At 72.8% G+C, this 24,726-nt stretch carries 22 protein-coding genes; 8 read left to right on the top strand and 14 right to left on the bottom strand.

The features are described 5' to 3' along the window. Window positions 1-11 precede the first annotated feature (11 nt). On the top strand, window positions 12-2,225 hold the full coding sequence (locus KBX08_RS02655; RefSeq protein WP_210780894.1) for an AAA family ATPase: 2,214 nt from the start codon (window positions 12-14) through the stop codon (window positions 2,223-2,225). Window positions 2,226-2,230: 5 nt separating this feature from the next. On the opposite strand, the gene KBX08_RS02650 is transcribed toward KBX08_RS02655, so the two are convergent. From KBX08_RS02650 to KBX08_RS02610, 9 genes are all read right to left on the bottom strand, one after another. Beyond that, entirely contained in the window at window positions 2,231-2,740 is a 510-nt protein-coding gene (locus KBX08_RS02650; RefSeq protein WP_210780893.1) for a GNAT family N-acetyltransferase, read from the bottom strand. Window positions 2,741-2,889: 149 nt separating this feature from the next. Further along, entirely contained in the window at window positions 2,890-3,777 is an 888-nt protein-coding gene (locus KBX08_RS02645; RefSeq protein WP_210780892.1) for a hypothetical protein, read from the bottom strand. After that, window positions 3,746-4,345 (bottom strand): DUF3618 domain-containing protein, encoded by a 600-nt coding sequence (locus tag KBX08_RS02640; protein ID WP_210780891.1) that lies wholly within the window; start codon window positions 4,343-4,345, stop codon window positions 3,746-3,748. The genes KBX08_RS02645 and KBX08_RS02640 overlap by 32 nt, the downstream gene beginning before the upstream one ends. 22 nt (window positions 4,346-4,367) lie before the next feature. Further along, the gene (locus KBX08_RS02635) at window positions 4,368-4,763 is read right to left on the bottom strand and encodes a phage holin family protein (protein ID WP_210780890.1); all 396 of its coding nucleotides are present in this window, start codon (window positions 4,761-4,763) and stop codon (window positions 4,368-4,370) included. Next, window positions 4,760-5,398 carry a hypothetical protein gene (locus KBX08_RS02630; RefSeq protein WP_210780889.1) on the bottom strand — a complete coding sequence of 213 codons (639 nt, stop codon included), beginning with the start codon at window positions 5,396-5,398 and terminating at the stop codon, window positions 4,760-4,762. Before KBX08_RS02630 ends, KBX08_RS02635 begins: the two co-directional genes overlap by 4 nt. Before the next feature lie 194 nt (window positions 5,399-5,592). Beyond that, window positions 5,593-6,000, bottom strand: a complete 408-nt coding sequence (locus KBX08_RS02625) for a DUF3263 domain-containing protein (RefSeq protein WP_210780888.1) — start codon at window positions 5,998-6,000, stop codon at window positions 5,593-5,595. Between the two features lie 87 nt (window positions 6,001-6,087). Further along, window positions 6,088-7,104 carry an ABC transporter permease subunit gene (locus KBX08_RS02620; protein ID WP_210780887.1) on the bottom strand — a complete coding sequence of 339 codons (1,017 nt, stop codon included), beginning with the start codon at window positions 7,102-7,104 and terminating at the stop codon, window positions 6,088-6,090. Continuing rightward, the gene (locus tag KBX08_RS02615) at window positions 7,101-8,111 is read right to left on the bottom strand and encodes an ABC transporter ATP-binding protein (RefSeq protein WP_091403013.1); all 1,011 of its coding nucleotides are present in this window, start codon (window positions 8,109-8,111) and stop codon (window positions 7,101-7,103) included. The genes KBX08_RS02620 and KBX08_RS02615 overlap by 4 nt, the downstream gene beginning before the upstream one ends. Before the next feature lie 121 nt (window positions 8,112-8,232). Continuing rightward, a complete protein-coding gene (locus KBX08_RS02610) occupies window positions 8,233-9,018 on the bottom strand; it encodes a DeoR/GlpR family DNA-binding transcription regulator (protein WP_210780886.1) in 786 nt (261 codons plus the stop codon). Between the two features lie 200 nt (window positions 9,019-9,218). On the opposite strand from KBX08_RS02610, the gene KBX08_RS02605 reads away from it, so the two are divergent. Genes KBX08_RS02605 through nagA form a run of 3 tightly spaced genes read left to right on the top strand, consistent with a single transcriptional unit; the run spans window position 9,219 to window position 12,201 of the window. Further along, complete coding sequence (locus tag KBX08_RS02605) at window positions 9,219-10,148, top strand: SIS domain-containing protein (protein ID WP_210780885.1); 930 nt, start codon at window positions 9,219-9,221, stop codon at window positions 10,146-10,148. Beyond that, on the top strand, window positions 10,145-11,095 hold the full coding sequence (locus KBX08_RS02600) for an ROK family protein (protein ID WP_210780884.1): 951 nt from the start codon (window positions 10,145-10,147) through the stop codon (window positions 11,093-11,095). Before KBX08_RS02605 ends, KBX08_RS02600 begins: the two co-directional genes overlap by 4 nt. Beyond that, window positions 11,092-12,201, top strand: coding sequence for an N-acetylglucosamine-6-phosphate deacetylase (gene nagA, locus KBX08_RS02595; RefSeq protein WP_210780883.1), 1,110 nt, complete (start codon window positions 11,092-11,094; stop codon window positions 12,199-12,201). The genes KBX08_RS02600 and nagA overlap by 4 nt, the downstream gene beginning before the upstream one ends. A 296-nt stretch (window positions 12,202-12,497) precedes the next feature. Here the strand turns inward: nagA and KBX08_RS02590 are convergent, their stop codons facing one another. Further along, a complete protein-coding gene (locus KBX08_RS02590; protein WP_210780882.1) occupies window positions 12,498-13,721 on the bottom strand; it encodes a DUF4032 domain-containing protein in 1,224 nt (407 codons plus the stop codon). Between the two features lie 120 nt (window positions 13,722-13,841). Here KBX08_RS02590 and KBX08_RS02585 point away from each other — a divergent pair, with 120 nt between their 5' ends. Together KBX08_RS02585 and KBX08_RS02580 are read left to right on the top strand one after the other, a co-directional pair. Continuing rightward, on the top strand, window positions 13,842-14,579 hold the full coding sequence (locus KBX08_RS02585) for a phosphatase PAP2 family protein (RefSeq protein WP_210780932.1): 738 nt from the start codon (window positions 13,842-13,844) through the stop codon (window positions 14,577-14,579). A gap of 10 nt (window positions 14,580-14,589) precedes the next feature. Further along, window positions 14,590-15,825: an APC family permease gene (locus KBX08_RS02580; protein WP_210780881.1), complete on the top strand. Its 1,236-nt coding sequence runs from the start codon at window positions 14,590-14,592 to the stop codon at window positions 15,823-15,825. Between the two features lie 19 nt (window positions 15,826-15,844). Here the strand turns inward: KBX08_RS02580 and KBX08_RS02575 are convergent, their stop codons facing one another. The 4 genes from KBX08_RS02575 to KBX08_RS34335 are packed head-to-tail and all read right to left on the bottom strand — an operon-like array spanning window position 15,845 to window position 22,535. Beyond that, on the bottom strand, window positions 15,845-16,630 hold the full coding sequence (locus tag KBX08_RS02575; protein ID WP_210780880.1) for an ABC transporter permease: 786 nt from the start codon (window positions 16,628-16,630) through the stop codon (window positions 15,845-15,847). Next, window positions 16,627-17,616: an ATP-binding cassette domain-containing protein gene (locus KBX08_RS02570; RefSeq protein ID WP_210780879.1), complete on the bottom strand. Its 990-nt coding sequence runs from the start codon at window positions 17,614-17,616 to the stop codon at window positions 16,627-16,629. The genes KBX08_RS02575 and KBX08_RS02570 overlap by 4 nt, the downstream gene beginning before the upstream one ends. A gap of 30 nt (window positions 17,617-17,646) precedes the next feature. Next, the gene (locus KBX08_RS02565; protein ID WP_210780878.1) at window positions 17,647-20,499 is read right to left on the bottom strand and encodes a BTAD domain-containing putative transcriptional regulator; all 2,853 of its coding nucleotides are present in this window, start codon (window positions 20,497-20,499) and stop codon (window positions 17,647-17,649) included. 50 nt (window positions 20,500-20,549) lie between these two features. Further along, the gene (locus KBX08_RS34335; protein WP_282102771.1) at window positions 20,550-22,535 is read right to left on the bottom strand and encodes a TrkA family potassium uptake protein; all 1,986 of its coding nucleotides are present in this window, start codon (window positions 22,533-22,535) and stop codon (window positions 20,550-20,552) included. A 95-nt stretch (window positions 22,536-22,630) separates the two neighbouring features. Here KBX08_RS34335 and KBX08_RS02555 point away from each other — a divergent pair, with 95 nt between their 5' ends. Both KBX08_RS02555 and KBX08_RS02550 read left to right on the top strand, forming a co-directional pair. Next, entirely contained in the window at window positions 22,631-23,119 is a 489-nt protein-coding gene (locus tag KBX08_RS02555; RefSeq protein ID WP_210780877.1) for an MSMEG_6728 family protein, read from the top strand. Window positions 23,120-23,144: 25 nt separating this feature from the next. Continuing rightward, window positions 23,145-24,698 (top strand): FAD-dependent oxidoreductase, encoded by a 1,554-nt coding sequence (locus KBX08_RS02550; RefSeq protein WP_210780876.1) that lies wholly within the window; start codon window positions 23,145-23,147, stop codon window positions 24,696-24,698. The last annotated feature ends 28 nt before the right edge of the window (window positions 24,699-24,726 follow it).

Here is a 24,726-nt window from a genome sequence, read left to right as displayed (position 1 = left end):
ACGGTCGGGCAGTGGCGCAACCCGACCTGACCTTGACGGCGAGCCTACGGCCGGCGGCGCTGGACGCCCGACGGGGCATCGTGCGCCTGCACCCGGAGGCGCTGACAGCGCTGGGGCTGCGCCCCGGTGACCCGGTCCGCCTTGTCGGCCGCCGGGAGACGGCCGGGATCGCTGCGGCGGCCGGGCCGGGCGCGAGCAGCGCCCTGCTGTACGCCGACGACCTGACGTTGGGCAACCTGGGTCTGCGCGACGGCGGTCAGGTGCGGGTGAGCCCGGTGCCGTTGGTCCCCGCGAGCCGGGTCGTCCTGGCCGGGCCGGTGGGGGTCGTCGCGGCGGTCAGCCCGGAGATGCTCCGGCTCGCCCTGCTGGGCAAGGTGCTCACCGCCGGGGACGACGTGTCGCTGCTGCCGCAGGACGTGCTGCCGGACGCCTCGGTCCGCAGCCTGGTCGAGGCGGCGCGACACAGCCTCGCCAACACCGTCGGTTTCGCCTGGACCAGCACGCTGCTCAGCGTGGTCACTGTCGAGCCGGCGGCCGGCGCACTGGTCACCATGGGCACGTCGGTCGCCTGGGCGCACGGTGCGACGACCCACGGTGGGCCCGCCCCGGTCGGCGCCGCGTCGACCCGGCGGGGTACGAGCGCCGACGCCGTTGCGGCGGAGGACGCGCCCGACGTGGACGAGCTGCCCGGGTTGCGGGCCCAGGCCGAGGAACTGACCGAGCTGCTGGACCTCGGCTTCCACCACCGGGAGGTGCTGGGTCGACTGGGCACCACCATCTCGTTGGGGGTGTTGCTCGTCGGCCCGGCGGGCTCCGGGAAGTCTGCGCTGGTCCGGGCCGTGGCCGCCCGGGTCGGCGCCCGCGTTCACCCGCTCTGGGCGCCGGAGGTGGCCGCGTTGGCCGGTCAGGCCGCCGCCGAGCGGTTGCGCGTCGCGGCATCGGCGGCACGGGCCGAAGGGCCGGCGGTACTGCTGGTCACCGACGTCGAGGCGCTCGCACCCGCTGACGATCCCGGTCCGGTGGCGACGGTGTTCCGTCAGGTGCTCGCGGAGAGCATCCGCGCCGGCGTCGCAGTGGTCTGCACCACCGGCCGACCCGAGGCGGTCGACCCCGCACTGCGCGCCCCCGACCTGCTGTCGCTGCGGATCAGCGTCCCGCTCCCGGATCAGGCGCTGCGCCGCGAACAGCTCACAGTGCTGACCCGGCAGGTGCCGCTGGCCGACGACGTCCGGCTGGACGAGGTGGCCGCGCGTACCCCCGGGTTCGTCGCTGCGGACCTGGCCGCACTGGTCCGGGAGGCCGGGGTACGCGCGGCGCTGCGGCAGAAGTCCGCCGAGACGCCGACGGTGTCGATGGCCGACTTCACCGCCGCCCGGGAGGTGGTCCGGCCCACCACGATGGCGGCGTCCACGCTGGATCTGGCCTCGGTGACCCTGGACGACGTGGGTGGCCTGGACGAGGTCAAGCAGACGCTGACCGAGTCGGTGCTGTGGCCGCTGACCTACCCGGACACCTTCGCCCGGCTCGGCGTGCAGCCGCCGCGCGGCGTGCTGCTCTACGGGCCGCCGGGCTGCGGCAAGACCTACCTGGTCACCGCGCTGGCCGGGTCGGGGCGGGCCAACGTGCTGTCGGTCAAGGGGGCTGAACTGCTCTCCAAGTGGGTCGGTGAGAGCGAACGCGCGGTCCGCGAGCTGTTCCGTCGGGCCCGGGAGGCGGCCCCCACGCTGATCTTCCTGGACGAGGTGGACGCGCTGGCGCCGGTACGCGGCCAGGCCACCGACGGGGGCACCACGGACCGGGTGGTCGCCGCCCTGCTCACCGAGTTGGACGGGGTGGAGACGCTGCGCAACGTGGTGGTGGTCGGTGCGACGAACCGGCCGGACCTGGTCGACCCGGCGCTGCTGCGGCCGGGCCGGTTGGAGCGGCTGGTCTACGTGCCGCCGCCGGACGGGCCCGCCCGCGCGGAGATCCTGCGGGCGGCGTCCCGGCAGGTGCCGCTGGCACCTGACGTCGACCTGCCGGCTCTCGGTGACGAGCTGACCGGCTTCTCCGCCGCGGACTGCGCGGCGCTGATCCGCGAGGCGGCGCTGGCCGCGATGCGGGAGTCACTCGCCGCCGCCACTGTCACCGCCGAGCACGTGTCGACCGCACGGGCCCGGGTACGACCGTCGCTGGATCCGGCCCAGGTCGCCGGCCTGGCCGCGTACGCCGCCAACCGGGAGTGAGCCCTTTAGAACGCGGGCGGCGTCGAATCGAGGCAGATCTCGGCGCGTACCTTGCCGTCGTCCTCGCGCAGTTTCGCGCCGCACTTCCGCAGCACCGCGACCGCGCCGATGTTGTCCGGGGTCGTCTCGGCCACCACGGCCCGCATGCCCGCCCGAGCGGCGGCGTTCAGCAGCTCCCGCAGGGCCGCCGCGCCGATTCCCTGCCCGCGCGCCGACCGGCCGAGCCACATCCCGGTCTCCACAGTGCGCGGCTCGTCACAGCGCGTCATCCGGACCATGCCCATCACCTCGCCGCCGACGAGGATGGCGTACATCTGCGAACCGGTCGGGCCGTCCAGCCCGCCGAAGCTTGCCCGGTGGAATTCGCGGAACGCCTCGCGACGGGCGAGCGACCAGCCGGCGGGTGCCTCGACCGGCGGCATCACGTCACCCGGCTCCGCCTCCGCAGCCGCTACGGAGAGCAACGGCTCCAGGTTCCGTTCGTCCACCGGCTCCAACCGGACCGCACCCGCCACGTGCCGCAGTCTGCCGCCCTCATCGGCCGAAGTCCACCCCATTGGCCATCCACTGGCGGTCCGGACAGCGGTACCGGCCGGTCGGGCGGCCCGGGTGTTCCACATCACGCTCTGTTGTCACCCGACCGGGTGTCAGGGGACCAAAACGCCTACCCGAACTCGCAGAACACCACCGAGGCGTCGTCGGTGGACTTGTGTCGGCGCAATCGGTCGGGGTGGTCGCGCTCGGCGTCCCGCACCCGGTCGATCAACGCGCCCGGACCGTCGACGCTCAGCAGGTCGAGCAGACCGGCCCAGTCGGTCAGCGCGAACTGCTCCACCGCGCTGGACGCGCCGTCACTGAGCAGCGCCGCCCGCCGTAACGCCCTCGGACCGCGCCGGGGCGCGGTCCCGGTGACCGCGTGGAAGGCCGCGTCCGGGTCGGAGGCCGCCACCCAGTAGCCGTGGGTGCGGTTCATCCGCTCCCGCTGGACGCTCACGGCGTGCCGGAACCGGGTGACCGGGTCCGCCGCGCCGCCCGGCACGACGGCCACCGTCTTCCGCAGCTCCGCCATCGCCGCGTCCAGCCGGTTGTCGGTGACCACGCTGACCTGCCCACCGACGTCGAGGACCAGCGGGCTGTCGCAGAGCACCAGATAGTCCACCTGGTCGCCGCAGTCCCGCAGTAGGCAGACAGTGCTGGACGGGGTGCCCGGATGGTCGAGGTCGCACTGCCCGCCGTGGTCGGCGCGTACCGCGAGGATGGCCGCGGCCAGGTTGCTGGTCAGCCGGGCGGCCGGGCGTACCGCCTCGGCGACGCCGATCCGGGCCGCCAGGTGCCGGACGTACCACTCGGGCCCGTGCACGCAGCCGGTGTCGAAGCCGTCCGGCACCGTCGCGCCGTCCAGGACACCGACCAACGGGCCGAACCGGAAGACCAGGTCCTCGTTGACCGGCCGGCCCGGGGCCGGCGCGGACGCGGAGCGCACCCGCATCACCGGCACCGGCCCCGGCACACCGGTCGGGTCAGCGCTGTCGAAGTTCGTCGACGGCCGCATGCGTCTCTCCCTGCACCTGACCGGCAGCCGAACGGCCCTGGTCGCGTACCGCGGACACGCCCTGCTGGGCGTTGGACCGGACCGACTGCGCCGCCTGCTGCGCAGGCTCCCGCAGGTTGTCCTGCATCTGGTGGCCAACCTGGCTCGCCTGCTCGCGCAGCTCACCAGAGTGCTCACTCACCATGCTCCGCGCGCGTCCGGCGAGTTGCCGTTCACGTGCGCTCGGCGGGATCAGAGAGGCGGCCAACAGGCCGACTCCGAAGGCGACCAGTCCGGCGGCCATCGGGTTGCCCTGAGCCTGCTCGCGGGAGTGCTGCCCGAGCGAACGAGTTTCGTCGCGTACCGAACCGGCCGCGTGCGACATCCGTTGGCCAGCCTCCTGCCCCAGGTGGTTCGAGCTGCCCATCATCTTCTCCTTCGCTCGGGTGAACGCCCCGCGGGCCTGCCCGACGCGGTCACCGGCGATCCGACGCGGGTTGACCTTGTCGGTCAGCGCGTCGACGTCACTGCTCAACTCGTTGCGGGTGGTCTCGATCTCCCGCCGGATCCGATCCGGATCACTGGACATGACCTGTTCCCTCCCGACTCGTTCACCGGCCCCGCAGGGCGTCCGGCAGCTCCCGGGCAGTCTGCTTCGTCCGGGGCAGAACCGTGCGTGCCCGCTTCAGCTGGGTCCGGGCGTTGATGAAGAGACCACCGGCCACGGCTGCCCAGAGGACCGCGACGATCAACGCCGCCCACCCCTGGTCCATCGTGTTGGACAACCCCCACCAGAGGGCGTACGACACGAAGAGCACCGCCAGGAACCCGGCCAGCGCGGCAGCGCCGAACATGCCGCCGGACTTACCCGCCTGGCTGACCTCCTCGCGCAACTCAGCCTTGGCCAGCTCGACCTCCTTGCGCACCAAAGTCGACATGTCCCGGGTCACATCGCCGATCAGCTCGCCGACCGATGCCTGGGTCCGCTCCTTCTCGGGGGCGCTCACGGTGCCACCCCGCCGGGCAGGTCCCGCGCTTGGTCACCGGCGGGCGAGACGTTCTGCGCCCGTGCCGTCCCCACGTACGGCTGCTGACCGACGTCCGCCGGTGCGCCCTGCTGGGGTGAGGGAGCACCGGACGCGCTTGCACCCTGACCGTTGCCCGAGGCCGGCGCGGTCAGACCACGGGTGAGCCGCCCGACCAGCAGCCCGGCCACCGCCGCGCCCGCGAGGAACGTCGCCGGGTGCTGCCGCGCGTACGTGCGGACCTCGTCGAGCACCTCGCCGGGTTCGCGCTCGTCGAGCCAACCGGCGGCCTGCTGGGCGGCGTCGGCCGCCTTGCGCACCACTTGACCGGCCAGCCCGGAATCGCCGTCCCGTTCGGCCATCGAACTGAGGTTCTGACCCATGTCGCGCAGGCCCGCAGCGGCCCGCCGCTGCTGCGTCTGCGCCTGATCCCGGAGCTGCCCAGTCGCCTCACCGGTCAACTGCTGGGCCTGTCGCCGCGCCTCTGCGGCCACCTGCCCGCCCTGCTCAGCTGCGGTGTGGGCGACCTGGCCCCCGGCCTGCGCGGCCTGCTGGCCGACGCGCGAGGCTTCCTGGCGGGCCTGCTGACCTCTGCCGCTCTGGTTCGTTGCCGTCATACCCCGCTCCCTTCCTGGGCCCGAGGTCGCAAGCGACCTCGGCGCGCCTCCCGCCTACCCGCCTGCTCAGCCGGCATGCGGCTAAGCAGGCTGGCCGGCGGCCGACGCGGCGATCTTGCACTTTGTGTCCCGGCAAAGACCCACAAAAGACGTGAATCGGCGACAGTAAGTGCAAGATCGCGCGGAGCGTGCGGTCAGCGGCGGCGGTTACGGGCGCGCGACGAGCGCAAGCGGCGGAGTCGGCTGATCAGCACGGGGTCGGCGGCGAGGGCTGCCGGATTGTCCAGCAGGCCGTTGAGCAGCTGGTAGTACCGGGTCGACGAGATCCCGAAGGTGTCCCGGACGGCCTGCTCCTTGGCGCCGGCGTGCCGCCACCACTGCTGCTCGAAGGCGAGGATGGCCCGCTCCCGCTCGGTCAGCCCCGCCGCCGGATCAGCGGGATCAGTGGGCTGCGCCGCCTCGTCGGCAGGTGGCGCGTCGGCGGTCTCGATGGGCGGCGCCGGTCGGGGATTCGGGACGGTCGGCCCGGCAGCACCCACGGCCTCACCCGGACGAGCGTCGATGGACGGCTCTGGGGCGGCCGGGGTGGTGTCGGCGGACATGTCTTTCAGCCTAGTCAGCGGCGACCAGGGACGCAGCAAGCGGCGCCGCCCGGCCGGGGCGGCCCGCGCCGCGTCACTTCGGTCAGCTCAGGAGATGTCGCGGCGACGCATCGCCCAGAGCGCCGCCCCGAGGATCACCACCACCCCGACCGAGAGCAGGACGGAGGACTGCTGCCAGGTGATGTCCATCGTGGCCGGCTTGCACTCCCCGTAGTAGGTCGCGTTGCAGGAGTTCCAGTCCTGCAACGTGACCGTCTTCGTCATCCAGGCCAGCGCGTACGTGGGCAGCAGCCAGGCCTCGGCGAACCGCACGCTCGCCATGGACAGCAGGATGCCGAGGCCGAACTGGCCGACCACCATCACCGCCACCACGCCACCGAGGGCCATCGCGGTGTGCCGACCGAGCGAGGCGAGGGCGAAGCCGATGGTGGTGAGCACCAACACCAGCACCACACCGCGTACACCGGTCAGCATGAACGACTGCCAGACCCCCGAGGTCATCTTCTCGGTGCTGCCCCGGAAGTTGGCGACCGCCCAGAACCCGGCAAACCACAGCACCGCGGCGGGAAGCGTCACCGCCAGGATGCCGGTGAGCAGCGCGGCCAGCTTGGTGAGCAGCACGGTGAGCCGCTTCGGCCGCCAGAGCAACAGGTTCATCATGCCGCCGGTGCTCCACTCGGCACCGACGAAGGACGCGCCGATGACGAACCCGACCAGGGCGAGGATCGCCGCGAACGGGATCAGCGTCTCGTCGAACGTCTCCTTGAAGTCGAACGTCGACGGCAGGAACCACTCGGCCTTGATCTCCTCCCGGGGCGGCGGAGTGATCACCGAGCAGTCGTCCGGGTAGCGGCCGTCGGTCGCCGTGCCGGCCGTCTTGGCCTGCTCACACGCAACGCGCTCCTGCTCGCTCCAGCGCACCTGCTCCTGGTACTGCTGGTCGGCCTGACGCTCGGCCCGGGCGAGCTGACCGGCGTCGATCTTCTGGTTGGTGAAGAACACCCCGACCACCACCGCGGCCAGCACCAGCAGGCCGAGCAGTGTCATGTAGCGGGTGAAACGCCGCTTGCTGAGCCGGCGCAGCTCGGTACGAAAGAGGCTCACGCGCCCCACCCTCCCCCGGCGGGACCGGGCTGACCCGTCCCACCGACCTTCATGGACTCGTCGACCTGCCGGTGCTGACCGGGTACCGGCGCGGTGGCGGTCAGTTCGAGGAAGACGCTCTCCAGGTCGACGGCGATCGGCGCCAACTCACTGACGTAGAGGTTCTTCTCGGCGAGCAGCCGGGTCACCGACGCCGGCTTGTCGACGCCGGCCAGCATCAGGTGGTCCGGGTGACCGGTGACCCGGATCCCGGCCTGGGTGAGCGCCTCGGTGGCCACCGGCAGGTCGCTGACCGCCTCCAGCCGGATCCGGACCGCACCGGACGAGTGCTGCGCGAGCACCTCGTCGACCGGCCCGAACGCGACCCGCCGGCCCAGCGAGATGATGGTGACCGAGTCGCAGATCAGCTGGATCTCACCGAGGATGTGGCTGGACAGCACCACTGTCATTCCGGACTCGGCCAGGGTGCGCATCAGCGTGCGCATCTCCCGGATGCCGCCCGGGTCGAGGCCGTTGGCCGGCTCGTCGAGGATGAGCAGCTTCGGGTTCTTCAGCAGGGCCGAGGCCACGGCGAGCCGCTGCTTCATGCCCAACGAGTACGTCTTGACCCGCTCGCCGGACCGGTCGCGTAGCCCGACGAGTTCCAGCACCTCGTCGACCCGGACGGCCGGCACCTCGCCCGCCCCCGCGAGCAGGGACAGCGTGTCCCGGGCCGTGAAGTGCGGGAAGAACTGCGGGCTCTCCACGATCGCGCCGACCTGGCCGGCGACAGTGGGCAGCGCGTCGGGGACCTCGTGCCCGAGCAGCGCCATCCGGCCACCGTCGGGTCGGATCAGGCCGAGCAGCGTACGCAGCGTGGTGGTCTTGCCGGACCCGTTGGGACCCAGGAAGCCGTGCACCTGCCCCGCGTCGACCCGCATGTCGAAGCCGTCGAGCGCGTTGCGGGTGCCGCGTCGACGACTCTTGTACGTCTTACGTAGACCTTCGATCTCCAGGACAGCTGGCAAGCTGCACCTCCCCCGATGGGTGGGCGTGACAGCCGACACCATACGCGGTATGCAGATGCGCGCAATACGCGGTATGCATCGACGCGCCGAACAGGCTAGTTCATCGACGGAGCGTGACCTCTCAGGCGCAGATGACCTGTACGCCGGCAGCGCGGAACGCGTCCACCACCTCCGGCGCGGCACCGGAGTCGGTCACCAGCGTCTCCACCCGCTCGACCGGGCAGATCCGGGCGAAGGCGTGACCGCCCAGCTTGGACGAGTCCGCGATGATCACCACGCGCTTGGCGCGGGCCACCATCAGGTTGTTCATCGCCGCCTCCCCCTCGTGGTGGGCTGCGGCGCCGAGCTGCGGGTCGATCGCGTCCACGCCGAGCAGGGCGACGTCCAGGGTGACCTCGCGCAGCAGCGCCCCGCCCAGCGGGCCGACCAGCTCGAACGACTTCGGGCGCACCACGCCGCCGGCCACCACTACCTTCATCCGGGATCGGACCAGCAGCTCGTTGGCGATGTTCAGCGCGTTTGTCACCACTGTGAGCTGGGCACCCTCGGCGCTGGTGTTCAGATCCGGTCGCACGGCGAGCGCCCTCGCCACCTCGGTACTTGTGGTGCCGCCGTTCAGACCGACCACGGTGCCCGGCGTGACGAGCGCGGCGGCGGCCGCCCCGATCCGCTGCTTCTCGGCCGAGTGCTTGGCCGTCTTGTAGCGCAGAGGCAGGTCGTACGACACGCCGTTGGCGACCGCGCCGCCGCGGGTCCTCGTGATCATTTGCTGCTGTGCGAGTTGGTCGAAGTCACGCCGGATGGTGGCCTGGGAGACGCCCAGCCGTTCGGCTGCCGCCTCGACGCTGACCCGGCCGTTGTCGGTCAGCATTTCGAGCAGGGCGTTCCATCTGGCGTACCGGTCCACCGCGGGGCCCCTCCCAGCAACTGCACGGACGGTGATTGATTGCGTGCACACTAGTGCGCGAAACTAGGCTTGCGCAAAAGACTGACCTGCGCGATCGGGCGACCGGTTGCCATGGTCACCCGCGTTCGCGCAGAATAACGCGCGAAATGCGGGTCTAACGAGCCGTATTGCGCATCGATCGGCCCTGCGAGGAGTTTCCCATGGCACACGTGGACGCGGAGATCGCGAGCCAACCCGACTGCTGGCGGGAGGCGGCCAGGCTGGCCGAGGTCGTACGCGGTGACCTGCCGCGCCCCGGGGAGCGGGTCGCCGTCGTCGGTTGCGGCACGTCGTGGTTCATGGCGATGGCGTACGCGGCCCGCCGCGAGCAGGCCGGCCAGGGTGAGACCGACGCGTTCCAGGCGTCCGAGTTCCCCGCCGGCCGCCGCTACGACCGGCTGATCGCGATCACCCGTTCCGGCACCACCACGGAGGTGCTGGAGCTGCTCGCCGCGCTGCGCGGACAGACACCCACCACAGTCATCGTCGGTGACCCCGCGTCCCCGGCGGTCGAGCTGGCCGCCGCCACCGTGGCCCTGCCCTTCGCCGACGAGCGGTCGGTGGTGCAGACCCGCTTCGCGACCACCGCGCTGGCCCTGCTCCGGGCCCAGCTCGGCGACCCGGTGACAGCGCTCGCCGCCGACGCCGAGGTGGCGGTGCGATCCCCACTGCCGATCGACCCGGCCACCATCGAGCAGGTCACCTTCCTCGGTCGGGGGTGGACGATCGGGCTGGCCCAGGAGGCGGCGCTGAAGTGCCGCGAGGCGGCCACCTTCTGGGCCGAGGCGTACCCGGCGATGGACTACCGGCACGGGCCCATCTCGGTCGCCGCGCCGGGCCGGCTGGTCTGGGCGTTCGGTGAGCTGCCCGACGGGCTGCCCGAGGATGTGGCGGCCACCGGCGCGGCCTTCGTGCACAGCCGCACGCACGGCTGGCGCACGGTGCTGGGCAGTTGGTCCGCCGGCCGCACCCCGGTCGATCCGATGGCCGACCTGATCCTGGCGCAGCGCTTCGCTGTCGCGCTGGCCACCAGCCGAGGCCTCGACCCGGACGCGCCCCGCCACCTGACCCGGTCCGTGGTGTTGGCGTGAGCGACCGGGTGGTCGTTGCGCTGGACGTGGGTGGCACCGGCATGAAGTGCGCCCTGGTCCGACCGGACGGCGTCGTGGTGCGCACCGAACGGCACCCCACCGACGCCGCACGCGGCCCGGCCGCCGTGGTCGGCACCATCCTGGAGGTGGCCGGCGGGCTGGCCGACAAGGCCCGCGCCGACGGGCTCACCCCGATCGCGGTCGGCATCGCCGTGCCCGGGGTGGTGGACGAGACGCGCGGCGTCGCGGTGTGGTCGGCGAACGTGGGCTTCCGGGACGTACCCCTGCGGGACCTGACGGTGCGGCGGCTCGGCCTGCCGGCGGCGCTCGGCCACGACGTGCGTGTCGGTGGTCTCGCCGAGGCCCGGCTCGGCGCCGGACGGGGCACCGGGCACGTGCTGTTCGTGGCGATCGGCACCGGCATCGCCGCCGCGCACGTCGTGGACGGCACGGCCGCCGTGGGGGCCCACGGCGCCGCCGGGGAGATCGGCCACATCCTGGTCCGGCCCGCCGGTCCGCGCTGCGGCTGCGGCCGCCCCGGCTGCCTGGAGGCGGTCGCGTCGGCCGCCGCGATCGGCCGCCGCTACGCCGAACTCGCCGGCGACACCGCGGACGCCCCGGTGACCGCGGCCGAGGTGGCCGAACGGGCCGCGGCCGGCGAACAGCTCGCCGGCCAGGTCTGGCAGGAGGCGGTCGAGGCGCTCGCCGATGGCCTCGCCAGCGGGCAGGCGCTGTTCGACGTGGCGACGATAGTGCTCGGCGGCGGCCTGGCCCAGGCCGGGGACCTGCTGCTGACCCCGCTGCGGGCGGCACTGCACGAACGGATGACCTTCCACCGGGAGCCGCAGCTGGTAGCGGCAGCCCTCGGCGACGAGGCCGGTTGCCTCGGTGCCGCCCTGCTCGCCCTGGACGCCGTGGGTGTCCGTGACCATCAGGAGAAGCGATGACCGTACGGGTGAACGGCCGAGTGGTGACCCCGACCGGAGTCGTCCGACAGGGCTGCGTCGAGTGGGACGGTGATCGGATCACAGCAGTGGCCGAGTATCCGTCGGTGCGCGACGGGCACTGGATCGTGCCCGGCTTCGTCGACATGCACACGCACGGCGGTGGCGGGCACACCTTCACCACCGGTGACGCCGACGAGGCCCGCGCGGCCGCCGACTTCCACCTCGCCCACGGCACCACCACACTGCTGGCCAGCCTGGTCAGCGCGCCCTTTCCGCTGATGCGTACGGCCACCGAGGCGTTCGCCCCGTTGGTCGACGAGGGCGTGTTGGCGGGGATCCACTTCGAGGGGCCGTACCTGTCGGCCGCCCGCTGCGGCGCGCAGAACCCGCAGTACCTGCGCGACCCGTCGACCGACGAGCTGACCGAGCTGATCGAGCTGGGCCGGGGCGCGATCCGGATGGTCACCCTCGCCCCGGAGCGCGACGGCGCGCTGGAGGCGATCAAGCTGCTCACCGCGCAGCGGGTGGTGGCGGCGGTGGGCCACACCGACGCCACGTACGAGCAGACCCGCGCCGCGGTCGCCGCCGGCGCCAGCGTCGGCACCCACCTGTTCAACGGCATGCGCCCGGTGCACCACCGTGAGCCGGGGCCGGTGGTGGCTCTGCTCGACGCGCCCACGGTGATCTGCGAGCTGGTCGCCGACGGGATTCACCTGCACGACGGCATGCTGACCTTCGCCACCGCGACCGCCGGCCCGGACCGCGCCGCGCTCATCACCGACGCGATGGCCGCCGCCGGCATGCCCGACGGCGAGTACGAGTTGGGCGGCCAGGCCGTCACCGTCGCCGACGGGGTGGCTCGACTCGCCCGCGACGGCGCGATCGCCGGCAGCACGCTGACCATGGACGCAGCGCTGCGGCACGCCGTGAACGCCGGAATCCCGATCGCCGACGCCGCACGGATGGTGGCCACCACCCCGGCGCGGGCCATCGGCCTGGGTGATCGGGTCGGGTCCCTCCAGGTGGGCCTCCGCGCCGACCTGGTGGTGCTCGACGACGACCTCAACGTGGTGCGGGTGCTGCGCGCAGGCTCCTGGGTGGAGTGATCGCCGGGCCCTTCGCGCAGGCCGGCCTCCAAGATGTGATCCGCCGTGAACCGCCGCGCCTGTCGCCCAGCCCCAAATCGGGGGCAGGTAGGCGAACGCTCGTTGTCGCCGCGTGGTGCGACCGCCGCCCCCTATCCGGGGCGGCTCGACAGGCCGCCCAAGGAGCCTTTGGAGCTGAATCGTTTACGACATCAGCTCCAAAGGCAGCGACACAAACAGTTCGGTTAGCGCCCGGAGCCGACTTGGCGACCGTCTGAGCCGGACAACTCAGGCCGGGCCTCAACCCAGGCCGGGCCTCAACCCAGGCTGGGGACTTCCACGCCCAGGACGGCCTGCTCGTCGGGGCGGTGCACCAGCACGTCGGTCAGGTACGACTGGACCGCGTGGCGCATGCCGACGTCCCGGCCGGCCTGCTCGGAGAGCAGCCACTTGTGCTCGATGATCTGGGCGAACAGCTCCTGCGGCTCCAGCTTGCGGCGCAGGTGCGCGGGGACGGCCCGGACCACCGGCTCGAAGACCTCCGTGAGCCAGCGGTGGGCGGCCTGCTGCTCGTCGATCAGGTCGCTCTCCGCGCGGTAGGCGTCCAGGTCGTTGAGCAGCTTGCGGGCCTGGTTCTCCTCGGCGTCCAGCCCGGTCAGCCGCAGCAGCCGCCGGGTGTGGTAGCCGGCGTCGACGACCTTCGGCCGGACCAGGAACCGTCCGTCGTCGATTGATGACATGGCCACCTCGGCGACGTCGAAGCCCAGCTCGTTGAGGCGGCGGATCCGGCCCTCGATGTCGTGCCGGGCCTCCCGCTCGATCGCCTGCTCATAGGTGATCTCGTGCCAGAGCCGCTCGTAGCGTTGCACGACCTCCTCGCAGACCACCTCCGGGTCGATGGACTCGTGCAGCAGGCCGGCGGCCTGCAGGTCCAGCGCCTCACCGAAGATGTTCACCCGGGCGATCTCCAGGTCCTCGCCACGCTGACCGTTGGAGAGCGTGTTGTGCAGGGCACCCGTCTCCGCGTCCACCAGGTAGGCGGCGAAGGCGCCCGCGTCCCGCCGGAACAGCGTGTTCGACAGCGAGCAGTCGCCCCAGAAGAAGCCGGTCAGGTGCATCCGCACGATCAGGGCGGCGAGCGCGTCGAGCAGCCGGCTCATCGTCTCCGGCCGAAGGGTGTGCGAGAAGAGCGCCCGGTATGGCAGCGAGAACTGCAGGTGCCGGGTGATCAGCACCGATTCGAGCGGCTCCCCGTCCTCGGTCTGCCGGTCGGCGACGACCGCCACGGCCTCGACCGAGGGAAAGTCGATCCGCTCCAGGGCCCGGAGCAGGTCGTACTCCCGCTCGGCGATCCGCTCGCGGGTCTCCTTGAACGCGTACACGTAGTCGCCCAACCGGACGAAACGGACGATGTGCCGGGAGATGCCCTGCGGCAGCGCCACCAGGTGTTGGGCAGGCCACTCCTCCAGCGGTGTCGACCATGGCAGGTCGAGCAGCGCCGGGTCCACGAGGGCAGACGTGATCCGCACGGGCACAAGCATGACTGGTCGCCCCCCGCATCCGCCCCTGATCGTGGTTGGGCCCACAGCGCCGCATACCCCGCCCTCGCGCCGGGCCGGTAGCGTGGTCGCGTGCTCAAACCCTCAGCGGTACGACGTGACCTGCGGCTACGGTCCGTCCGGCCGGCCGGCTGGTGGTTCGACGCGCTCCTGCTGGTCGGTCTGGTCGGGTTGACGGTGGCGCTCGCCGCCGACCAGCTCTTCGGAGTGGACCGGGCGATCGCCGACTGGGCCGACGGGCACCGGCCGGCCGCCGCCTACTGGGTCGCCCGGGTGCTGAACTTCCTCGGCCAGGGCACTCCGCTGACGTTGATCGCCGTCGGGCTGGGCGTGCTGCTGGCCGTCCGGCTGCGGTCGGTGCGGCCGATTCTGCCTCCGGTGGTCGCGTTCGCGCTGACCAACCTGACGATCGGCCCACTCAAGATCTGGACCGCGCGGGCGGCACCGAGCGCCAGCGTCAAGGAGCCGTTCCTGACGCCCGAGCAGACCCTGCCGCTGTTCCACGACGACCTGCCGGTGCGGTTCGCCCAGTCCTACCCGTCGGGGCACGTCGCCAACGCGATCGTCTGGTACGGGGTCATCGCGCTGCTGCTCGCCCCGCTGGCCCGCAGCTTCGGCCGCCAATTGCCAGCCCGGCTCGTCACAGTGATCCGCGTCGTGCCGCCGCTGGTCGTCCTCACCACCACCACCTACCTCGGCTGGCACTGGCTGACCGACTCGGTGGCCGGGCTGCTGCTGGGCCTGCTCCTGGACCGGCTGCTGCACCGGGCACCCTGGGACGGCGTGCCGCTCCCCGGCCGGTTACGCGAGTGGGATCGGCCGTTCACCTCGTACCCCTAGGTTGTGGTTCGTGGATCAACTAAGGCGGCGGTTGGGCGTACCCGATGCGGTTGTCATCGGGTTGGGCTCGATGCTGGGCGCCGGCATCTTCGTGGTCTTCGGCCCGGCGGTGGCGGCGGCCGGCGGCGCGGGCCTGCTGCCCGCGCTGGCGTTGGCCGGCTTCGTCGCCTTCTGCAACGCGACCAGCTCGGCGCGGCTGGCGGCCCGTTACCCGGAGTCCGGTGGCACCTACGTCTACGGCCGGGAGCGCCTCGGACCGTTCGCCGGTTTCGTGGCCGGCTGGGGGTTCGTGGTCGGCAAGACGGCAAGCTGCGCGGCGATGGCGTTGACCATCGGGGCGTACCTGTGGCCGGGGCAGGCCCGGCTGGTCGCCGTCGGCGCGGTGCTCGCGGTGACCGCCGTGAACCTGCGCGGCATCGGCAAGACGGCCACCGTGACCAGGGCGCTGGTCGCGCTCGTGCTGGCGGTGCTCGCCCTGGTCACGGTCGTCGGCCTGGTCGGTGGGCCGGTGCATCTGGACCGGCTCGGCGAACCCGGCGGTTCGGCGCGGGGCGTGCTCACCGCCGCCGGGCTGCTGTTCTTCGCGTTCGCCGGGTACGCCAGGATCGCCACGCTCGGCGAGGAGGTCCGCGACCCGCAACGGACCATCCCGCGCGCGCTGCCGCTGGCGCTCGGGGTGGTGCTCGTGATCTACCTGGTGCTGGCCGTGGTCACCCTCGGCGTGCTCGGCGCCGACCGGCTGGCCGACTCCGCCGCGCCCCTTGTCGACGTGGTGACCGCCGCCGGGCTGCCCGGCCTGGCGTGGGTGGTCCGCGCCGGTGCCACCATCGCAGTCGTCGGGGTGCTGCTGTCCCTGGTCGCCGGGGTCGGTCGGACCACCCTCGCGATGGCCCGCCGCCGTGACCTGCCCGGTGCGCTGGCCGCCGTGCACCCTGTGCACCAGGTGCCGCACCGGGCCGAGCTGGCGGTCGCCGCCGTGGTGATCGTGGTGGTGCTGATAGGCGACGTCCGCGACGCGATCGGCTTCTCCAGCTGCACCGTGCTGGTCTACTACGCGATCACCAACGCGGCGGCGCTCACAGTGGGCCGGGACCCGGACCGACGCTTGCCGGTCCGGGCGCTCGCCGTTCTCGGGCTCTTCGGTTGTCTGCTGCTCGCGGTCAACCTGCCGCTGAGCAGCGTGATCGCCGGCTTCGGCGTGCTCGCCGTCGGTGCCGCCTGCTACGCGCTGCGGGCCCGCCGCTGACCCGGGCAGGCGGCCGGCGTCAGCGGCTCAACCGCTGGTAGCGGCGCACGGCCAGCGGGGCGAACGTCGCGATCAGCAGCACCGGCCACAGCACCGCCAACAGCAGCGCGTGCTCCGCCGGCCAGGAGTCGCCACCCAGGCCCGGGTTGCCGAACAGTTCGCGGATCGCCGCGACGGTGGCCGACAGCGGGTTCCACTCCGAGATCGTCCCGATGACCGGAGGCATCAGCTCGGGCGACACGAAGACGTTGGAGATCGCGCTCAACGGGAACGCCGCCGGAAAGACGATCACGCCGACCGTGTCCGGGTTGCGGACCAGCAGCGCCAGGTAGATCCCGACCCAGGTGATAGCGATTCGCAGCAGCAGGAGGAGACCGACGGCGAGCATCGCCTTTCCGACACCCTGTCGCCACTGCCACCCGACGAGCAGGCCACACACCAGGAGGGTGGACATCTCCAGCAGGGCGCGCAGCAGGTCGGCGGCGCTGCGACCGGTCATCAGGGCGGACCGTGCCATCGGCATCGACCGGAACCGGTCGACCACGCCCCGGCTGAGGTCCAGCGCCACGCCGGTCGCGGTGGCCCCCAACCCGTAGAGCATCGTCATCACGAAGACCCCGGGCAGCAGGAACTCGCGGTAGTTGCCGCCACCCGCCACCTGCATGCCGCTGCCGAACACGTACCCGAAGACCAGCACGAACATGATCGGCAGCGAGAAGTAGAGGATCAGCTCCTCCGGAGCGCGGACCACGTGCGTCATGTTCCGCCTGGTCATCGTCCAACCGTCAGCGATCGCCGTGGTCATGCCACCTCCACAGTTCGTTCGGCCGCCACGGGCTCGCGGGCCTCGTCCGGCCGGTGCCCGGTCAGGTGCAGGAATGCCTCGTCCAACGTCGCGCGCCGCAGGCCGATGTCCTCGACCGCGATCCCGGCGTCGTCCAGCGCGCGTACCACGTCGACCAGGCCGGCGACCCGATCGAGCACCGGCACGCTGAGCCGCCGGATCACCGGGTCGAGTTCGGGTTCCGCACCGCAGATCGGCGCGACGAGGCGGGCCGCCCGGCTCAGCTCGGCCGCGTCGCGGACCACCACCTCGATCCGGTCGCCACCGGTCATCGCCTTCAGTTGGTCCGGTGAACCCTCGGCCACCACCCGACCGGCGTCGATCACCGAGATCCGGTCGGCGAGCTGATCGGCCTCCTCCAGGTACTGCGTGGTGAGCAGCACGGTCGTCCCGTCCGCCACGAGACCGCGGACCAGGTCCCACACCTGGTTGCGGCTGCGCGGGTCCAGGCCGGTCGTCGGCTCGTCCAGGAACAGCACCCGCGGCGTACGGATCAGGCTGGCGGCGAGGTCCAACCGGCGACGCATCCCACCCGAGTACTCACCGGCGGACCGGCTCGCCGCCTCGTCGAGCCCGAACCGTTCCAGCAGCTCACCGGCGCGTCGGCGGGCCTCCCGTCGGCCGAGCCGGAACAGGCGGCCGAACAGCTCCAGATTCTGCCGGCCGCTGAGGATCTCGTCGACCGCGGCGTACTGCCCGGTCAGCCCGATCCGGGCGCGCACCTCGTCCGGCCGGCGCAGCACGTCGTACCCGGCCACTGTGGCCCGTCCCGTGTCGAAACGCAGCAGCGTGGTGAGGATCCGTACGGCAGTCGTCTTGCCCGCGCCGTTCGGTCCCAGCAGTCCGTGGACCGTGCCGGGTGGCACTGTCAGGTCGAACGCGTCGAGCGCACGGGTCGGGCCGTACCGCTTGCCCAGACCCTCGGCGACCACCTCGAATGTCGTCATGCCCCCACGGTGCTGCCGGGCGCTGACCGGTCACGCACCGTCCGCTGACGGCGGCGCACCGGCCTTCTCCGCCTCGGTGATCTCCTTAAGGGCGAGAATGATCTCGGCACGGGCGGCCTCGCCGACGTACCAGCCGGTGAGCCCGCCGGCCAACGCCTCCTCGCAGAACCGCCTCGCGGCGGCCAGGTCTCCGCGCACCCGGGCCACCTGGGCGAGGCCGAGCCGGGCGCTGGCCACGAACTCGGGCGCGCCGCTGCGCTGCGCGAGGAGCAGCGCACCGGCGAAGTCGTCGTGCGCCGCCGCGAGGTCACCGGCGCGCAGCCTTATCTCGCCCCGGGTACGCAGCATGTCGGCCTGGTCGACGGCCGACCCGAGCGCCTCGACCAGTCCCATGGCCTCATCCATGTGGGCCCCCGCCGTCTCCGGATCGCCCTGCCAGGCGGCCAGTTCGCCGAGCGCACCGAGCGTGATCATGGTGCCCCACCGGTCCCCGGTGGCGCGGAAGCCGTCGAGCGCAGTGGCCAGCGCGGCCCTGGCCCGGTCCCGTTGGTCGCTCCACATCAGCGCCGAGCCGCTGCCCATCGCGCCGAGCGCGTTGATCCACGGGTCCGGGCCGACCAGCCGCCGCAGCTCCGCCATCAGCTCGTCGACATCCTCGGCGCCGCCGGACGGCGGTCCCGTCGAGATCCCCGACAGGTACAGCAGGAAGGGCTGTCGGGGCGGCCGGTCGAGGCTGCGGATCACTGACCGCTGCGTCCCGAGGGACGGCAGATGCCCGGAGCCGGCGAGCGAGGCGTTGTAGACGCAGAGGGCGAACTCCTCACCCAGCCCCGGCGGCGCCTCGGTGCCGAGCAGTTCGAGGACGTCCGCGGCAAGCCGCGCCCCTTCCCCGCGCATGCCGCGCAGCCACCAGTAGAACGACAGGGCCGCGACCATTCCGGCCGCGTCGGACGCGTCACCGGCCGCGGTGGCCCGGCGCAACGCCGCGTGCAGGTTGTCCCGCTCCGCGTCCAGCAGCCGCAGCCAGTGCAGTTGTTCGGCACGCCGGAGGTGGTCGCTGGCGGTCCAGGCGAACTCCAGGAAGTACGCGGTGTGCGCGCGACGGAGTTGGTCGGCCTCGCCGGCCTCGGCGAGGCGCTCGGCGCAGAAGGCCCGCACCGTTTCGAGCATCCGGTACCGGCCACCCGTCATCTCCACGAAGGACTTGTCGACCAGGCCGGTGAGCGCGTCGACGAAGTCGGCGGTGGGCAGGCCGCAGACCCGCTCGGCCGCTTCCAGCGTGGCCCCACCGGCGAAGACGGTCAGCCGCCGGGCCACTTCCCGTTCGGCGTCGTCGAGCAGATCCCAGCTCCACCCGACCACGGCCCGGAGGGTGCGGTGTCGCGGCGACGCGGCCCGGTTGCCCGTCGACAGCAGCCGGAACCGGTCGTCGAGACGGGCGGCCACCTCGGCGACGGACAGCGCCCGCAGCCGCGCGGCGGCCAACTCGATCGCCAGCGGCAGGCCGTCCAGGCTGCGGCAGATCCGCAGCACCATCTCGACGTTGGCCGGCGTGACGGTGAAGTCGGGCGCGACGTCGGCGGCCCGTTGGGCGAAGAGACCAACTGCCGCGTAGTCGTCGGCGTCCAGCGCGGACGCGCCGAGCGGTGGCAGGGTGAGCCCGGACAGCGGGCACAGCGCCTCACCGGCCAGCCCCAGCGGCTCCCGACTGGTGGCCAGGACGCGCAACGCCGGGCACGCGCTCAGCAGCCGGGCCGCCAGCCGGGCCGCGTCGACGAGGACGTGCTCGCAGTTGTCGAGCACCAGCAGCAGTCGCCGCTCGGCGAGCGCCTCGACCAACCGGTCGGTGGTCTGCCAGCCCGGCTCGGCCGGGGCACGCAGGCCCGCGTCGCGCAGGCCGAGCGCGCTCAGCACCGCCTGCGGAACGTCCGACCCGTCGGCCAGCCCGGCCAGCTCGACGAAACGGACCTCGCCGTCGACCCCGCCCGCGGCCTCGATCGCCAGTCGCGTCTTGCCCGCCCCACCGGGGCCGGTGAGGGTGACGAGCCGGCGCTCGCCGAGCAGGTCGCCGACGCGCTTGAGTTCCTCCTCGCGCCCGACGAAGGTGGTGAGTTGACTCGGCAGCACCGGTTCGACCGACCCGCGTTCCTCACCGCGCAGCACCGCCAGGTGAACCGCCGCCAACTCCGCCGACGGGTCGACGCCGAGCTGCTCGGCCAGCGTGTGCCGGACGTCCTCGAACTCGGCCAGCGCCTCCGCCGGCCGACCCAGTGCCGCCAGGGCACGCATGAGCTGGCCCCGCGGACGCTCCCGCAGGGGATGCGTGACGACCAACTCCCGCAACTCCGCGACCAGCGCGCTCTGTACGCCCAACGCCAGGTCCGCCTCGACCCGATCCTCGATGGCGGCCAACCGCAGTTCGTCCAGCCGAGCCGCCTGCGCGGACGCGCCGGCGGCGCCGATGGCATCGGCCAGGGCGGGACCACGCCACAGCTCCAGCGCCTCGCGCAACACCGTCGCCGCCCGGGGCCAGTCGCCGTCGACGAGCGCGCGGTGCCCCGCCTCGGCGAGCCGTTCGAACCGGTACGCGTCGACTTCGTCGGGGTCCACGGCCAGGCGGTAACCGGCCGGGTGAAACTCGACCGGGTCGTGCCCGGCGGGCAGGGCCTGGCGCAGCCGCGACACCTGGGACTGGAGCGCGTTGGCAGCACCCCGGGGCGGATGCTCCCCGTACAGGCCGTCGATCAGGCGCTCCGCGGAGACCACCCGACCGGCGTCGAGCAGGAGGAGCGCCAGCAGGGCGCGCAGCCGCGGACCGCCCACGGGGACCTCTCGCCCGTCGGCCAGCACCACCTGGGTCGGCCCCAGGATGCGGAAACGCATGGCATGGATTGTCGCTCAGCGCCGGCCGGTTCTGGCCGCGCCGGGTGGCGTCAGCTCACCTCGCCGGTCCCGTCATGCCGGCGGGTCAGCTCGAATCCGTCAGCTAGGCCGCCGTTGGTCGTCGAAGAGGCACCCTCGGCGGGGGGAACGGGATGCGCCGCGCCGGGCGCGGACGCGGCGACCCCGGAGTCCGTCGGGCCCGGCACCGAGGGAGACGCCGCCGCCGGGGTGTGCACCCCGCCGTGGACCGCCCCGGCCGGCCGGGGGACCGGGACGGGGTGGGCCGGCGGGGCGCACTGCCGCGTCAGCCAGTCCAACCCGCGACGCCGGGCGACCACCGTCAGCCGGTCACCAGCGAAGATCACCTGCCGGGGGTCGAGGTCCTTCCACCAGATGGTCTTGGCGCCGCCCGACGGGGTGCGGGCGATCAGCCGGACCTGCCCGTCCCGGTTGACCACGCCCAGCGGTCGGCCGTCCAGCGCGGAGCCGGCGGCGACCGGCACCTCGGCGACCGGCAACGCGTGCCGGTCGACCGGGATCGTGGTGATCACGGCGCGTTCGGTGAGCGCCCCGATGAAGGCCGGGGCGGCCAGGTAGGAGACCGAGCGGGACACCCCCAGCGCGAACGTCTCCTCCACCCGTTCGGCGAAGTCACCGTCGAAGAGCCGTAGCACCACCCGCAGGTCGGCGCGGAGGTCGCGGGCAGCGAGCGCCGCCTCCAGGTTGGCCACGTCGTCGGTGGACGCCACCACCAGCGCCTGGCAGTCGGCCACCGAGGCGGCGACAAGTGTCTCCGGCAACGCGGCGTCGCCGACGATCAGCGGCACCTCCAGTTGGCGGGCCAGGGCGGCACCGCGCGGCTCCGGATCCTTGTCGATCGCCACCACCTCGACGTCGTACTCGCGTAGCTGCGCCATCACCCGGGTGCCGACGTTGCCCAGGCCGATCACCACCACGTGCCCGACCCGCGCGGGTTGCAGGCGGCCGGTGTGCAGGGCCAGCCGGGCGTTGACGATGCCGTCCACCACGACGGCGGTGATCAGCGGGATCAGCGCCAACCCGGCCAGGTTGAGCACCACCTGCATGATCTGGGCGTCCGCCGCCTTGGTGGTGTCCGGGTCGGCGCCGCTGAGGGTGGTGACCAGGGTCAGGTACAGCGCCTCCAGCGGAGAGACGTCCTCGGCCCGGGAGATCAGCGCCCCCAGCACCGCGATCAGCGCGAGCACCGCCATCACCGCAACGCCGATCTTGCGGGTGGCGAAGCCGCGGACCGCCCCCAGCACCACGGCGACCGGACGACGACGCTGACGTGCCCGGACCAACCGGCGGGCGGCGACCTCGGTGCCCGGTGGCTGACCGGTCGCCTCGGCGAGCACCAGGTCGGCTCCGGCCTGCTCGGCCGGCAGCAACTCCACCCCCTGCGCCTCGCTGAGGTGCGCCAACGCGCAGACCACGTCCTGCTGTCGGACGTCGGCCCGACGCGCCACCCGCAGCGTCTTGTCCCGGTGTTGGAAGGAACTCGGGTCGACCTCGTTGAGCGCGGCGGCCACGAAGGCCGGCGCGGCCATCTCGGCGTCGGAGAGCACCTCGACCGGGGCCTTGAGCAGCTTGCGTACGCCGTCGGCAAGGGTGCCGTTGAACATCCGCAGCACCTGGCGGACCCGCTGGTCGACAGCCTGGGCGCAGAGCGCGGCGTGCAGGTTGCCCACGTCGTCCTGGTGCAACAGGGCCAGCCCGGTCGCGCCGGCCAGACCGGCGGCCTCGAAGGTGGCCACGTCCAGCCGGTCCGAGCGGACCACCCGGACCCCGCGCAGCCCGGCCACGTCCGGCCCGTTGCTGCGGTAACGCTCCGGCACCACGACTGTCACCCGGGCCCCACCCGCCGGCAGCTCGGATTCGAGCATCGCCCGGGCCACGTAGTAGGCGAGCGCGTCCTTGCCACAGATCACGTAGTGCGGGCGCGGATCACCGACGGACCGTAGCCGCCAGTTCCACTCGACCGCCCGTCGCGCCCGGTCCCGCCACGGCTCCGCCATGCCCGGATCGTAATCAGCACGGCCACGGTGGGCGACCCCGTCCGGATCATCCCGTGACCAGGTATGTCCGCTCCGGTGCCGGGTAGAGCAGCGACATGCAGACGTTCCTCCCGTACCCGGGCTTTCTGGCCAGCGCCCGCACGCTGGACCAGAAGCGGCTGGGCAAGCAGCGGGTGGAGGCCATCCAGGTGCTGCGCGGGCTCACCCGACCCGGGTACGGCTGGCGCAACCACCCGGCGGTGAAGATGTGGGCCGGGTACGAGGAGGCGCTCGTCCGCTACGGGTTGGACATGTGCGCGGTCTGGACCGAGCCGGGGCGGGCCGACACCTGCGCCACCACGATGGCCGTCGACCTCGCCGCCGCCTGCGGTGCGGGCGTCGTACGGACCCAGGACGAGCTGGCCCGAGCCGGTGAGCTGCCACCATGGCTGGGCCGCGACGATCTGCACCTGAGTCACCGCTCGTCGCTGCTGCGCAAGGACCCGACGCACTACCGCCCGCTGTTCGGCGACGACGTGCCGGAGGACCTGGAGTACGTCTGGCCGGCCTCCGACCGTCCCCGCCGTTGCTTGCCAGCCGACTGATCCGAGGTGGGGCAGACTGGGCCCCATGGCGCTGTCGCAAGTGGTAGGTCGGCTGATCGGCGTACGGCAGCACCAGGTGGACCCGGGCGGTGGTGGCGCCGACCGGGTGCCACGACCGACCACGGCGCTCGTGGTGGGTGGCGGCATCGCCGGCATGTCGGCGGCGGTGGTGCTGGCCGAACGGGGTGTGGCGGTCACCGTGCTGGAAGCGGCACCGACGCTCGGCGGTCGACTGGGCGCCTGGCCGGAGGCGCTCGCCGACGGCAGCCAGCAGAACGAGCACGGCTTCCACGCGTTCTTCCGGCAGTACTACAACTGGCGGTCCATCCTCCGCCGGATCGATCCTGACCTGGGCTTCCTCAAGCCGATTCCGGGCTACCCGATTCTCAGCGGGCAGTGGCCGACCGAGGAGTTCGGCAGGTTGCCACCCGCGCCGCCGGCAAACCTGCTGGCGCTGCTGCTGCGCAGCCCCAGCCTGCGCCTGGCCGACCTGCGACTGATGGACCGGGACGCGGCGCTGCCGCTGCTCAGCTACGACCCGGTGCGCACCTACGCCGACCTGGACGACACCACAGCCGACGAGTTGCTGGCGTCGCTGCGACTGCCGGATCGGGCGCGGGCGATGCTGTTCGAGGTCTTCTCGCACTCGTTCTTCAACCACGAGGCGGAGATGTCGGCCGCCGAGATGGTCGCCCAGTTCCACTTCTATCTGCTCGGCAACCCGGAAGGGCTGGCCTTCGACTGCCCCGACGAGGACTACGCCACGGCGATCTGGGAGCCGCTGACCCGGCACGTGGAGAAGCACGGCGGCCGGGTCCTCACCAGTTGCGCCGCCACCGGGGTGCACCGCGACGCCGAGGGGTGGCGGGTGACGACCACCGACGGCGGCAGCCATCCGGCGGGGCACGTCGTGCTCGCCGTCGACCCGCCGGCGCTCGCCGCGCTGGTGGCGGCCTCCCCGGACCTGGCCGAGCAGGCTCCCGACCTGGCGGGAAGGATGCCGGCCTTCGGCACCCCCGGCCCGCCGTACGCGGTGGCGCGGTACTGGTGTGACGGGGACGTGGCCGCCGAGCGGGCGGTGTTCAGCGGTGTGTCCCGCCAGCCCACACTGGACTCGGTGACGCTCTACCACCGGCTGGAGAACGAGCCGCGGCGCTGGGCGCAGCAGACCGGCGGCTCGGTCGTCGAGTTGCACGCGTACGCCTGCGAGCCCGGCGTGCCGGCCGAGGAACTGGCCGAGCGGATGCGCCGCGAGCTGGTGGCGCTCTGGCCGGAGGCCGGCGACCTGCGGGTCCGCGAGCTGCGGGCCCGGGTGGAGGCGCAGGCTCCGGCGTTCACGCCGGGCAGCCACGCCTGGCGACCGGGGGTACGCACCGACGCGAACGGCCTCTACCTGGCCGGCGACGGCATCGCCACGGGCTTCCCGAGCGCGTTGATGGAACGCTCGGCCGCGACCGGGATCATCGCCGCGAACCACATCCTGCGCGCCGAGGGTGGCGCGGCCGAGCCGGTGCGCTCGATCCGACCGCGTGGGCTGCTGGCCGGTCGCATCGGGCCAAATCGACAAAATACAACATAAGCCACCGTACGCTGCCGTACGCTCGAAT

This window comes from Micromonospora sp. H61 (assembly GCF_018070325.1).
GTDB classification, from domain to species: domain Bacteria; phylum Actinomycetota; class Actinomycetes; order Mycobacteriales; family Micromonosporaceae; genus Micromonospora; species Micromonospora salmantinae.
This window is presented reverse-complemented; position numbering and strand designations above follow the sequence as displayed.

Coding starts and splice junctions, on each gene's coding strand:
- KBX08_RS02575 (WP_210780880.1), bottom strand. CDS start 16,630: ATGACCACGGCGATCGCTGACGGTTGGACGATGACCAGGCGGAACATG.
- KBX08_RS02590 (WP_210780882.1), bottom strand. CDS start 13,721: ATGCTTGTGCCCGTGCGGATCACGTCTGCCCTCGTGGACCCGGCGCTG.
- KBX08_RS02630 (WP_210780889.1), bottom strand. CDS start 5,398: ATGACGGCAACGAACCAGAGCGGCAGAGGTCAGCAGGCCCGCCAGGAA.
- KBX08_RS02640 (WP_210780891.1), bottom strand. CDS start 4,345: ATGTCCAGTGATCCGGATCGGATCCGGCGGGAGATCGAGACCACCCGC.
- KBX08_RS02550 (WP_210780876.1), top strand. CDS start 23,145: ATGGCGCTGTCGCAAGTGGTAGGTCGGCTGATCGGCGTACGGCAGCAC.
- KBX08_RS34335 (WP_282102771.1), bottom strand. CDS start 22,535: ATGGCGGAGCCGTGGCGGGACCGGGCGCGACGGGCGGTCGAGTGGAAC.
- nagA (WP_210780883.1), top strand. CDS start 11,092: ATGACCGTACGGGTGAACGGCCGAGTGGTGACCCCGACCGGAGTCGTC.
- KBX08_RS02565 (WP_210780878.1), bottom strand. CDS start 20,499: ATGCGTTTCCGCATCCTGGGGCCGACCCAGGTGGTGCTGGCCGACGGG.
- KBX08_RS02570 (WP_210780879.1), bottom strand. CDS start 17,616: ATGACGACATTCGAGGTGGTCGCCGAGGGTCTGGGCAAGCGGTACGGC.
- KBX08_RS02625 (WP_210780888.1), bottom strand. CDS start 6,000: ATGTCCGCCGACACCACCCCGGCCGCCCCAGAGCCGTCCATCGACGCT.
- KBX08_RS02645 (WP_210780892.1), bottom strand. CDS start 3,777: ATGCGGCCGTCGACGAACTTCGACAGCGCTGACCCGACCGGTGTGCCG.
- KBX08_RS02555 (WP_210780877.1), top strand. CDS start 22,631: ATGCAGACGTTCCTCCCGTACCCGGGCTTTCTGGCCAGCGCCCGCACG.
- KBX08_RS02605 (WP_210780885.1), top strand. CDS start 9,219: ATGGCACACGTGGACGCGGAGATCGCGAGCCAACCCGACTGCTGGCGG.